The following is a 12,464-nucleotide window of genomic DNA, read 5'->3' as shown; positions in this document are numbered from 1 at the left end:
TGGGGGCGGGGGGGTGTGGGGGGTGCGCCCGCGCGGGGCCGGGCCGCCCGCACCCGGGGCGCGGGGGGGGGCGGGGTCGCTCGGCGGCGCCCACGATGCGCAACGACCGCCCGTTGGCGTCGCTGTGCGTGCGCAGGGCGACGTAACGCCCTCCGGTCAGCTCTTCGAGGATGCGCCCGGCGGTCTCCAGCAGCGGTGACGAGTGCTCCCGCTCGTAGCCCTCCAACTCGTCGCGCAGGACAGTGCGCTGGATCTCGGCCACGAGGTACTCCTCGACCTCGTCGGCCAGCACTGCCAGTCGTTCGTGCGCTTTGGCGTGCAGTTCGGCGGCGCCGGGCCGGGTGATCAGAGCCTGGTGCCGTTGAGAGAGCTCGCCGTAACGGCGGAGTGCTTCTTCGTGCGCCTTATCGGCGTCCTCGTACCGCCGGCCGGCCGTGTCGGCGTCGATCCGCAGTTGTTCCTCGTCGACATCGCTCAACTCGGCGACCAATTGCCGTGGGTCGGTTCGTGGCACTGCGGTGCGCACCACTTCGCTGTGCTGGTCGACGTCGGTCAACAGGCCGGCCAGTTCCTCGCCTCGTTCAGCCGCGGCGTCGAGGTCCACAGCGTCGGTCCGCTGACGCAAGTCGTCCAGAACGGCGATGGCCAGGCGCCGTTGCTCGATGTGCTCTTCGAGCTTCCGGCGCAGCGAGTCGAGCCTGCGAACGAGGTTGTCCGCGGTGCCCTTGGCCTGCATCGCCGCCTGGACCCGGGCCGAGAGGGTGTCGAGCACGTCGGTGACGTGGTCACCCTCGACGCCCAGGCGTGCGGTGAGCGCCGCCAGTTCGTCCACGAACCCGCGGTGCCGTTCGGCCAGCTGCCGTGCCCGTTCCCGCAGGCCGGTCGCGGTGACGTGCGACGTGCGGGCCCGCGTGACGATGTCGCGCCGCCGGTACCACCCGGTTGGGCTCAGGTCCGGGAGGTGGCCGGTGGCCAGGGTCGTCCGCCACCGGTCCGCGGATTCGTTCCGCCGCGTGCGTGCCCGTTCGAGCTCCCGCTCCGCCTCCTGCCGGATGGCCCGTACGTTCCGCGCGACCGCACGGGCTTCGCGTGCGTCGTCGTCCTCGTCCAGCAGGTGTCTCGCCGCTTCGAGCAGGCTGTCCATGTCCGCCTCGGGCCGAGGTCGTCCCGCCCGGGCGACTACGTCCGCCAGGTAGTGGCGCCTCTCCTCGACCGCGGGACGCAGGTCCTCGGCGGTGCGGCTCGCGGTGACCGCCCGTCCTTCGGCCACGAGCGCATCGGCCAGCGACTCGTGGAACACGAGCGCATCGGTGACGGGCGGATGCGGAACGCCAACCGGTGCCCAGATGGCCTCCCACGCCTGGCGGGCTGCCGTGCACGCACGTTCCGCCTCCGCGACCTTCGATCCGGCGACGATCGCTTCGGCACGGGTCTTCGCCAGTTCGGCGGTCAGCACTCCGCGTCTCGCCGCCACTTCGGCGTGCTCCGCGAGCAGGTCGCCGACGCGATCGGCCTCGCGGACGGCGCGTTCGACCTCCACCGGCAGACCGGGCGCTCGTGCGGGCGGTTCACCCGCGAGCCAAGCGCGCACGACCTCGGTGATCAGGTCGTCGCGAGCCGCACGGGCAACCGTCACCTCTGCCGGGTCTGGGACGTGGTGCAGTTCGTCGTCCGACAATTGCCTCTGGATGTCGGTGGACCGCCTGTCGAGGTCGTCCAGTTCTCGACGAGCCGTGCGGATGGCATCGTCACTAGCCGTGATGTCGTCGCGCGCGCCCATCACCGACTCGCGGTACGGCAGTGTCCCCAGACGCGTGTGTGCGGGCAGGCCCACCGTCGTGAGCAGACGAGCGTGCTCGTGCCGCGCATCCGCCACGGCTTCAACAGCACGCCGGAAAGCGGTGACCACCGAGTCCTCGGCCTCGATGGCACTCACCGCCTCGCGCAGTGACGCGACGACCTGCGCGTCCGGTGCCTCCGCGTCGGATGTGGCCGGTTCGCGGTCGCCTGCGGCTTCTACCTGGCGTTGTCGCTCGATCACGACGGCGTCCGCTTGGACGAGCGCCTCCGCTGCGGCGTCCAATTCGGCGACGCGATCCTCGCCGACCCACAGCGTGTTCAGCAGCACGTCCACCGGCTGGTCGACCTTGCCGGTCAGTTCGACCAGCAGCGCTCGGGTGCTCGCGTCGCTCTCATCGGCGTCAGCCCGGCATGCCCGGGCCTGCTCCGCGTCGTCAAGTCTGGCCGTGGATTCCCGCTGCAGACGCTCGACCAGGCTGCGGTCTTCGAGGATGGAGTCCTCGGAAGCGGTGTCCGCCAGCTGCGCGGACGTCGCGGCGATTTCGCCCTCGACGTCGACTATCTCGTCTTCGGCACGGCGGAGCCGTTCCGCGGTCTCACCGTGGAGTGCGAGGTCGTCGGCATCCAGACAAGGCCCTGCCGATCGCAGGGCCGAGATCCTGGCTTCGGCCTGGGCCAGCAGCCGAATTCTGTCGATCACCCGCAGGCGCGCCTGTTGGCCGGCCATTTCGGTGAAGGCGGCGTCCTTGGCCCGTCGGGCTCGCTCGACGTCCTCGCCGACTTGGCGCAGCACTCCGCGGATGGCAGTGACGTCGGCGGCGAGCGCGGTGGCCTCCTCGACGTCGTGCACCGCCTGCTCGTACTCGGCGATCGCACGACGTGCCCGCACACCCTTGTTTCCTCGATGCTCCTTGTAGAGCGAGTCGGCACGCGCCGACAGCGAGTCCAGCAGGTGGTGCACGGACTGCCCGCTCCGGGCTCGGAAGATCAGGGACGCGAGGTCGCCCTCACCCTTGAACAGGTGCTCACCGCCCTTGCGCAGCTCCTCGTGCGACAGGCCGAACGAAGTCCGCCACCGGCCGCGGTCATCCCCGTCCCCCTGCCACAGCACGGGAACCTCCGCGCCGGTGGCGGTGTCGATCATCCCGCTCGCACGTCGCTCGACGGGGATCTCGGTGCCGTCGGGCAGGACGAGCACCGCGCTGATGGCCAGCTCTTGGCGGCGGTAGTGAAAGGCACGCTTCGAGGACTGCGGTATCGACCACAGCAGGTCGGCCAGCGCGTCGAGCGCGGTGGTCTTGCCGGTCTCGTTCGGGCCGAGCACCACGCTCAGACCGGTGCCGAGTTCGATCGTCCGATTGTGGAAAGCGCCGTAGCTTTCCAGTGTGAGCCGCCGAACCCTCATCGGTCCTCCCCTGTGGTCAGCTTGGCGACCAGGCCGTGCAACGCCGCCGCGGTGATCCGCTCCAGCACCGCGGGGTCGTTGAGGTCCAGCGGGCTGTCCTTGCGCAGCACCCGGCCGAAATCGCGCTTGAGGGGTGCGGTCAGCCGGTCGACCAAAGGGCTGCCGTGACCCAGGTCCTCAGCCCTGCGGAGCACCGCTTCGATCAGCCGGTCGTCCACGTGGTCGCCGGTCTGCGGCATGCGCGCGTGGGAGGCGGCTTTCTCCACGGTGACGCCCGAGCGGACACCGGACGCCCGCACCTCCTCGACCAACCGCTCACGGTCGCTCAACGCACCCGCCGCACGGCTCGTCCCGATCACCGTCACCCTGGCGACCAGCGGACGACCCTGGGCGGCGACGCGGGCGTCGGCCAAGCTCGTCTCCACCGCGTCGAGCACCTCGTCGAACGTCCCGTGACCGGACGCGTCGACCTCGATCCGCTCCCACCGGGCCACGTCGAGTGCGACGAACCTCGGGACGGCGGGCTCGTCCCGGTCCAAGTCGACCACCAGAGCGCCCTTCGGGCCGGTCTCGTTGGCGTGCCTGCCCTGCAGGTTGCCGGAGAACGCCGCGACCCACGGGCCGTCGTTCACCACTCGCCGTTGATGGACGTGGCCGAGCGCGAAGTACTCGTACCTGGGCTTGAGCAGGTCAGACGGGGTGCACGGTGCGTAAGTGTCGTGGCCCTCCGCGCCGGATACCGCGGTGTGCAGGATTCCGACGTTCACCAAGCCGTGGACGCGGTCGGGATAGGCCAGCGCCAGGTTCTTCGTGACGGCACGCGTGGCGAACCCCTGACCGTGCACGGCCAGGCCGAGGTCTTCGTCGATCACGGTCTCGGCCTTGTCCACATCCAGCACGGTCACGTTGTCGGGCAGCCGCACGGCCTTGGTGACCACGCTGGCCGCGTCGTGGTTGCCGGCGGCCATGAACACCCGTACGCCGTGTTCGTTCAGGAAGTCCATCTGCTCGGCGAAGAACCGGCCCGTGGCGTAGTCGGGCCAGTCGCCGTCGTAGATGTCGCCGGCCAGCACGAGCGCGGCCGCTTTCTCGTCGACGGTCAACCGCGCCAGGTTCTTCAACGCCTGCCGCGAGGCGTGGCGCAATTGGTGGGCGACGTCCTCCTTGACGAACCCGTTCAACCCCCGCAGCGGGCTGTCGAGGTGGATGTCCGCCGCGTGCACGATCCGCACTCCGGTCACCGTCGCACGCTCCGGAGGATCGTGGGGATCACGGGGCGCGGCGCCGGGTGGTGATCATGCAGAGGGATCATGGCTCGCACATCGCGGCCTTTCACGGCAGTGCTACATCGACCAATAACACGATCGAGTGAGCAACTCTCGCGTAGTGGCTCGTTGCTGCGACAAGGTGAAGGTGTCACCAACGTAGTTCACCCGTTTGGTCGCTAACGCTGGGTCGATCTGACGCGACGTAGCCGCTGTCACCGTTCAGAAGGATCTTTCGTGCGGACACGGCGCGAGTTGGGGGGCACAGTGGGGCTGTTGGACCGGCTGCGGCAGCTGTTCGAGAGCAAGCCCGCCGTCATGGCGCCACCACGTCCCGTGCCGTCGATCCCAGCGCCCGTGCCGCCGGTGGCACCCGTCCCGCGTCCGCCGCTGCCCGGACCACCACCGCCGACCCGGCCGCAGCCGCGACGTCAGCCCTCGGCGTCCGCCCCGACTTGGGTACCGTCCGGCGCCACGTCGTCGGTGGCGGGCCGGTCGTTGCCCGGTGGGATGCTCTACATCGGCAAGCTGTCCCGGGGTGACGCGGTGCCTGACCGGAACGTCGAGGTGATCGACCCGACCCTGCCGATCGACTGGCGCAGGCCCGACTTCACCGGTCGGGACATGGACTACTGGCCCGCCTACCACTCGATCACACCTCGCAGCCGAGCCGCGTACCTGTTGTGGCTCGAAGGCGGCAGGTGGGCGCCGGACGCCTACATCGGCTACGTGTTCCTGTACTTCTACGGCCTGGAACGGCGGGCGCTGGTCGACGCGCAGCGGGACCCGGCCGCGCGGGCCGACCTGCCGCGCATCCTGGGCGAGGTCGTCCGCCTCCTGACCGTGTACGGCGGCAACCCGTCGTTCCGCCAGTACGCGACCGCCTTCCGAGAGGTTCTCCGCGCGCTCATCACCAAGGGAGAAGGCCCTCCGCCGAACCCGGCCGAACACGACAAGTGGCCCCCGCCGCTCACCCTGCGCTTCGGCATCGGCCGCTTCGCCGCCGAAGGGCGTCCCGTTCCCGTGGAGTGGGCGTGGTCCTGGACCATGCTGCACCCCGAGATCTACCCGAGAACGCCCGCGACGCGGTGCCCCGACGAGTTCCGCGCGCTGTTCACCGCCCGCTACCAGGCCCGCTACGCAGATGGCCTCCGGGTCCGTCCGCTGAAGAGCCGGGTGGAACTCTCCTACCGCCCCGCCAGCGGTGGTCTGACCTCGACGACGTGGCACTCCGACGTGCCCGACGTGCTCACCGCCGCCGCGCCGACGAAAGTGCTCAAGGACCTGGTCGAGTCCTGCACGAACGACCTGGACGCCTACAGCCGCCTGATCGGCCGACAACCGGAAGCCGCGGGCACGCTGCCCGCGTTGGCACTGCTGCCGGCCGAGCTGTTCACCGGTGACCTGGCGGGTCTGCGCCCGGTGCGCGAACTGGTCGAGCGGACGCTGCCCGCCGACGTGCCACGAGCCGGGTTCGAGATGTCGGACCTGGTCGCTCGCTGGCCCGCGAAGGCGTCGGGGAAGTTCGCCAAGGCCGACGCGGTCGGACTGGCCCAACTGCTGGACAAGTTCGGCGTAGGCATCGAGCCCGACGTGCGCTTGGGCGGTCCGGTGCAGAGCGCGGGACCGGCCGTGCTGTTCCGCGTCACCGCCGCGCAGTCCGCGACCGCGACGTCCGAGTACACCGCCGCCACGACGCTGCTGCACCTCGCCGCCGTGGTCTCCGCAGCCGATGACGACGTGTCCAGCGCCGAACGGGACCACCTGGTCTCCCACTTGGAGTCGAGCCTGCACTTGACTCCGGGGGAGCGAATCAGGCTGACCGCCCACCTGGACTGGCTGCTGGCCTCGAAGCTGAAGCTGACCGGGCTCACCAAGCGCCTGGGTGGCCTGACCGACGCGCAGCGCGCTCACGTCGCCGAGTTCGCCACCGCGATCGCGGCTGTGGACGGCGTGGTCTCGCCCGGTGAGGTCGACACGCTGCGCAAGATCTACAAGCTGTTGGGGCAGGAGCCGGACTCGGTGTACACCGAACTGCACGCCCTCACCGCCGCGTCCACCCGCCCCGCACCGGCCACCGAACCCGTGGTCGTCCTGCCCGCGGACACCGGCCCGACCGGATACCTGATCCCGCCACCACCGAAGCCCGAGCCACCGGTGGGCGGGGTGCGTCTCGACCCCGCCCTGGTGGAAGCCAAGATGCGGGAAAGCGCTGCTGTGGCCGCGTTGCTCGCCGACGTCTTCGACGACGAGCCGGAAGCAGTGCCACCACCGCCGCCCGCACCGGTCGTCGCGGTGGACCTCGTCGGGTCCCTCGACGCCGCCCACTCGACCCTGCTGCGCGAACTGGCCACAAGACCGTCCTGGAGCCGTGCCGACTTCGACGCCCTCTGCTCCGATGCGGGCCTGCTGCCCGAGGGTGCGCTCGACGTGCTCAATGAAGCGGCGGTCGAGGCCGCCGACGAACCGGTCGTCGAGGACGACGGCGACCGGCTCGTGATCAACGACTACGCAATGGGAGAACTGCTCGCATGAACGACACGCGCATCCGACCCCGCGATCGAGACGCGATCATCCAGTCGCTGCGGGCCGGCGTCGTGCCCCGCTCCGGCCAGCAGCACGTGCAGGTCGGGCGTGCGCGCGAGGTCGAGTCGCTGCTGCGGGACCTCGACAGCGTCGCCGACGGCGGCTCCACGGCCCGCTTCGTCATCGGTGAGTACGGTTCGGGCAAGACGTTCTTCCTGAACCTCATCCGTGCCGCCGCGCTGAAGAAGCGCCTGGTCACGATGCACGCCGACCTCGCGCCGGACCGCCGCCTGCACGCCACCGGCGGCCAGGCCCGCAGCCTCTACGCCGAATTGGCCCGCAACACCTCGACCTCGGCCAAGCCGGACGGCGGTGCGCTGGCGGGCATCGTCGAACGGTTCGTCTCCCAGGCGCTCACCACCGCCCGTGAGCAGGGCACGTCACCGGAGAACGTGATCCGGCAGCGCATGGCCGAGCTGTCCGAGCTGGTCGGCGGCTACGACTTCGGCACCGTCATCGAGGCCTACTGGCGTGGCCACGACACCGGCAACGAACAGCTCAAGATCGACGCGGTCCGGTGGCTGCGCGGCGAGTTCACCACCAAGACCGAGGCCCGTGCCGCACTCGGCGTGCGCACGATCGTGGACGACGCGAGCTTTTACGACCAGCTCAAGCTCCTGTCCCGCTTCGTGCGCATGGCCGGCTACAGCGGCCTGCTGGTGTGCCTGGACGAGATGGTCAACCTCTACAAGCTCACGTCCTCACAGGCCCGTTCCGCCAACTACGAGCAGATCCTGCGCATCGTCAACGACAGCCTCCAGGGCATCAGCACCCACGTGGGATTCCTGTTCGGCGGCACGCCCGAGTTCCTCATGGACACCCGCCGCGGCCTGTACTCCTACGAGGCACTCCAGTCCCGCCTGTCGGAGAACGCCTTCGCCACCAACGGCCTGGTGGACCACTCCGGCCCGGTGCTGCGGCTGACCAACCTCACGCAGGAAGACTTCTACATCCTGCTCACCAAGCTGCGCCACGTGCACGCCTCGGGCGACCCGCAGCAGTACCTCGTACCCGACGAAGCACTGCACGCGTTCATGCACCACTGCTCGCAGAACATCGGCGACGCCTACTTCCGTACCCCACGCACCACGATCCGGGAGTTCCTCAACCTGCTCTCGGTGCTCGAGCACAACCCCGGCCAACCGTGGGAGCCGCTCGTCGGCGCGGTGCGGTTCCAGGCGGAGCTGAACCCCGACCTCGAACCACTGGAACCGGCCACGCAGGACGAGTCGAGGGTGGACGATGAGCTGGCCACCTTCCGCCTCTGACGCCCCACCGGGATCCTCCCAGTTCTTCCGCCTCCACCAGAAGGTCCAGCGCTGGATCCACCGGCAGGGATGGCAGAAGCTCAACGACGCGCAGGAACAGGCGATCCCCTTGGTGCTCAAGGGGACCGAGGACCTGATCGTCTCGGCGGCCACCGCGTCGGGCAAGACGGAGGCGGCGTTCCTGCCGATCTGCTCCGCCCTGCTCGACGAGGTGGACGACGGCGGGATCCGGGTGCTCTACGTGTCACCGCTCAAGGCGCTGATCAACGACCAGCACCGCCGCCTCGACGAGCTGTGCGAAGAACTGGACCTCCCGGTGCACCGCTGGCACGGTGACGTGCCCGGTTCGGCCAAGGCCAAGGTGCTCAACAAACCCGACGGCATTTTGCTGATCACGCCGGAGTCGCTGGAGGCCATGTTCGTCCTGCGGGGCATGGAGATCGGGTGGTTGCTGCGCGCCCTGCGCTGGGTCGTGATCGACGAGATGCACTCGTTCATGGGAACAGAGCGCGGTGCCCAGCTCCAGTCGCTGCTGCACCGCGTCGAGTTGGCGACCCGGCGTCGCGTTCCCCGCATCGGGTTGTCGGCAACCCTGGGCGATATGGAGTCAGCGCGTGGCTACTTGCGCCCAGGCAACGGCGACGACGTCCACCTCGTGACGGCCTCGCATCAAAGTGCCGACATCAGCGCCATCATTCGCGGGTACGTCAACGAGGCGCCGATCACCGACGACGAGGAATCCGACGAGGGGACGTCCGTCGAGCGAATCAGCGAGCACGTGTTCACCAACCTGCGAGGCGGCAACAACCTCGTCTTCTTCGACCGCCGAGGAGACGTCGAGCTGTACGCCGACCGCTTGCGCCGCCGCAGCGAGGAACACGCCGTGCCCAACGAGTTCTTCCCGCACCACGGCAGCCTCGCCAAAGACGTGCGCGAGCACGTCGAAGGCCTGCTCAAGAGCAATCGGCCGGTCACCGTGCTGTGCACCTCGACGCTGGAGATGGGCATCGACATCGGCACGCTCACCTCCGTCGCCCAGGTCGGGGCTCCGCCCTCGGTGGCGAGCCTGCGTCAGCGCATCGGCCGGTCCGGACGCCGCGGTGAGCCCGCGGTGCTGCGCATGTACGTGACCGCCCAGGAGATCAACGCCGACATCGCACCCCAGGACGAGCTGCGCGCCGAGCTGTTCCAGGCCGTGGCGATGATGAGTCTGCTGTCCGAGCGCTGGTACGAGCCCGCGGATACGTCCTCGCTGCACCTGTCGACGCTCATCCAGCAGCTCATGTCGGTGATCGCCCAACACCAAGGCGTCCGCCCGGTCGAGTTGTTCCAAGCGCTGTGCCTCTCCGGACCGTTCGCGCACATCGACAAGACGACCTTCGCCACCTTGCTGCGTGACCTCGGCCAAGCCGAACTCGTCCAGCAGGAGGCTGATGGCCTGTTGCTGCTCGGCAGGGTGGGGGAGCGGATCGTCAACCACTACTCGTTCTACGCGGTCTTCGCGGAGAAGCAGGAGTACCGGCTGGTGCACGGCTCCCGCACTCTCGGCGTGCTGCACATGACCACACCCACCGAAGTCGGTTCGCTCGTCATCTTCGCCGGCAGGCGTTGGAAGATCGTCTCCGTGGACGACCGGGCGGCCCTGATCCAGGTGGAGCCCTCGCACGGTGGACGGGCGCCCAAGTTCGGCGGCGGTCGAGCCGAGATTCACGACGAAGTCCGCCGCCGAATGCGCATGTGGTACGAGTCCGACCATGTCCCCGGCTATCTCGACGCCACCGCGCAACGCCTCCTCGACGAAGGACGCGCGGCCTACCGCCGCTTCGACCTCGCCCGAAACCCCGCGCTGGCCACGGGCAATGACACCATCGTCTTCCCGTGGCGCGGCGATCGCATCCTCAACACCCTGACGGCGTGGCTGACCAGGGCGGGCGTGCCGGCCGTCCGGGACGGCGTCGCCTTCACCGTGCCCCAGTGCACACCGGCCCAGCTGCGCGCGGTCCTCCAGCAACTACTCCTGGAAGACGACATCACCGCCGAGGACATCGCCGCCGCCCTGCCCGACACGACGGTAGAGAAGCACGACGTCCACCTCGGCAAGCCACTGCGCACCCGCGGTTACGCCGCCGGGTACCTCGACCTGGCAGGGGCACGTTCCGCACTGACCGCCCTGGTCGATGGACTGCCCGAGTACGAAGTCGACGTCATCACCGGGACCTCCTCCGTCCCGGCACCTCTCGTCTCCACCCCGACGGCCTACGCGGTCGTGGACGTCGAAACGACCGGCTTCGCCGCCTGGGGCAAGGACCGGGTCATCGAGGTAGCGGTCATCCGCGTCGCCCCCGACGGCACCGTCCTGGGGGAGTGGAGCGCACTGGTCAACCCACAACGCCCACTTGCCGCCTCCGAGATCCACGGCATCACCGAGGACGAGGTGGTGGGCGCTCCCACGTTCGCCGACATCGCCCCCACCCTCGCCGCTCACTTGGCGGACGCCGTCGTCGTAGCCCACAACGCCTCGTTCGACTTGAACTTCCTGAACGCGGAGTTCGCCCGCACCCACGTCCGGCTCGCGTTGAGCGCGACGCTGTGCACGATGAAGCTCGACCTGCACGTCCACCAGGCAGGTCGTCGCAAACTGCACGACTGCCTCACCGCGATCGGCATACCCACCACTGATGGCACGGCTCACCGAGCCCTCGCTGACGCCAATGCCACCGCCAATCTGCTGCGTCACTACCTGACCCACACGCCTCACGATGTGCGGAATCTCGTTAGCGGGTCTGAGCGCAGCACCTTGTAGCTGGGAGCCGTTGAACCGGACATGCTCGATGAGCTGCTGTTTCAGCTGATCGAGCATGTCCGGAGGTGGTGTTTGTGGGGTATTCGAGGCGACGTGTGGGTGTGTCGGGTCGTGTGCGGGACTTCGTGCACCGCTTGTGCGATGAGGACGTGTCGGCGCAGGTGGTGCAGTGGTGTCGCACCGTGCTCGGTTCGATTTTCACCACGGCGTTGCGAGACCAGGTGGTGCTGCAGCACCCGTGCGTCGGGCTCCGCGGTCCGGTGGTGGCACCGGTCCCATTGCGGGTGCTGGAGCCTGTGGAGTTCGAGTCGCTGCTCGATGTGCTACCCGGCCTGCGGTGGCGGTTGCTGGTGGAGGTGGCGATCGAGTCGGGTGTTCGGTGGAGCTGCGCGTGTGTGACCTCGATGTGGCGGCGTGTCTGTTGACGGTGGCCAGGACGGTGGAGGAGGTCGAGCCGCGGTTCCATCCGACCGGCGGTCGGTTCCTGGTGAAGGAGTACCCGAAGGACCGGGACTTCCGGCGGCTGCGGCTGCGTCGACAACTGGTCGACCGGGTGGCGGCCTACGTTGAGCGATGAGGCCTCGAACCCGGCGACCTGCTGTTCCCATTCCCTCAGCACGCGGCGGTCATCGACACGAACCCATTCGACGACAGGTTGACTTCGGGCGACCACGGCACGCTGTCGCGCTACTCTGCCCGCGGATGCCGATGTGAAACGTGCCGCGCCGCCTACGCCGGCCACCGGGCCCGGCGACGCGCACAGGGCAAGGATCGGCCTCGGTGCGGACGGCGAGTCGACACCGATGGGCACCTACCTCGCAGGTGGTATCTCAGGACCATCTGGAAACCAGCCCTGGCCGCAGCCGGGATCACGCGTCGGGTGCGGATGTACGACCTGCGCCACGCGCATGCCTCGTGGCTGCTCGCCGGCGGTGCCGACATTCCAGACCGTCCGTGAGCGCCTCGGCCACGCCAGCCTGCGGGCTACCGAGAGGTACCTGCACACTCTTGCCGAGTCTGACGAGGCGGCCCTGGTGGCGTTTGAGCGCGTTCGCCACCGTCATGCCAGCGTGGCGGATCCCACGGTCGGCTGACGGTCGGATGATCAGAACTCGGGTCTGGCAAGGAACCGGAACTCGCCCTGGTCCGGTGCAGGTCGACCGCGTGCAGGCCTGTCGCAGCGTCGGGCAGTCGAGGCGAGGTTCACGGTCAGATGACGGTCAAACGCCAGAGACCCGGGGGGGGGGGGTGGCCCCCGCGGGGGGGGGTGGGGGCGGGGGTGGGGGGGGGGGGGGGTGTTAAAAAAACAAGGCGGCCCGCGGGGTTTTTTTGTGTGT

7 protein-coding genes are annotated in these 12,464 nt (G+C 69.2%); 5 read left to right on the top strand and 2 right to left on the bottom strand.

Annotated features, from left to right (window positions below):
• Together ACFXGA_RS09640 and ACFXGA_RS09635 are read right to left on the bottom strand one after the other, a co-directional pair.
• On the bottom strand, nucleotides 1-3,205 hold a 3,205-nt coding region (locus tag ACFXGA_RS09640; RefSeq protein WP_378086021.1), incomplete at its 3' end, for an AAA family ATPase.
• A complete protein-coding gene (locus ACFXGA_RS09635; protein ID WP_378086019.1) occupies nucleotides 3,202-4,446 on the bottom strand; it encodes an exonuclease SbcCD subunit D in 1,245 nt (414 codons plus the stop codon). The genes ACFXGA_RS09640 and ACFXGA_RS09635, both read right to left, overlap by 4 nt.
• Before the next feature lie 261 nt (nucleotides 4,447-4,707).
• On the opposite strand from ACFXGA_RS09635, the gene ACFXGA_RS09630 reads away from it, so the two are divergent.
• From ACFXGA_RS09630 to ACFXGA_RS09610, 5 genes are all read left to right on the top strand, one after another.
• A complete protein-coding gene (locus ACFXGA_RS09630; RefSeq protein WP_378086017.1) occupies nucleotides 4,708-7,005 on the top strand; it encodes a TerB N-terminal domain-containing protein in 2,298 nt (765 codons plus the stop codon).
• Entirely contained in the window at nucleotides 7,002-8,324 is a 1,323-nt protein-coding gene (locus ACFXGA_RS09625; protein ID WP_378086015.1) for an ATP-binding protein, read from the top strand. The genes ACFXGA_RS09630 and ACFXGA_RS09625 overlap by 4 nt, the downstream gene beginning before the upstream one ends.
• Nucleotides 8,299-11,127, top strand: coding sequence for a DEAD/DEAH box helicase (locus tag ACFXGA_RS09620; protein ID WP_378086013.1), 2,829 nt, complete (start codon nucleotides 8,299-8,301; stop codon nucleotides 11,125-11,127). Before ACFXGA_RS09625 ends, ACFXGA_RS09620 begins: the two co-directional genes overlap by 26 nt.
• A 149-nt stretch (nucleotides 11,128-11,276) precedes the next feature.
• Nucleotides 11,277-11,552 (top strand): hypothetical protein, encoded by a 276-nt coding sequence (locus tag ACFXGA_RS09615; protein WP_378086010.1) that lies wholly within the window; start codon nucleotides 11,277-11,279, stop codon nucleotides 11,550-11,552.
• A 2-nt stretch (nucleotides 11,553-11,554) separates the two neighbouring features.
• Nucleotides 11,555-11,704 (top strand): hypothetical protein, encoded by a 150-nt coding sequence (locus tag ACFXGA_RS09610; protein WP_378086008.1) that lies wholly within the window; start codon nucleotides 11,555-11,557, stop codon nucleotides 11,702-11,704.
• Nucleotides 11,705-12,464: the final 760 nt, after the last annotated feature.

The organism is Actinosynnema sp. NPDC059335, assembly GCF_042752395.1.
Taxonomy (GTDB): Bacteria; Actinomycetota; Actinomycetes; order Mycobacteriales; family Pseudonocardiaceae; genus Actinosynnema.
Note: the sequence above shows the minus strand (reverse complement) of the source record. Positions and strands in the feature narration are given on the sequence as shown.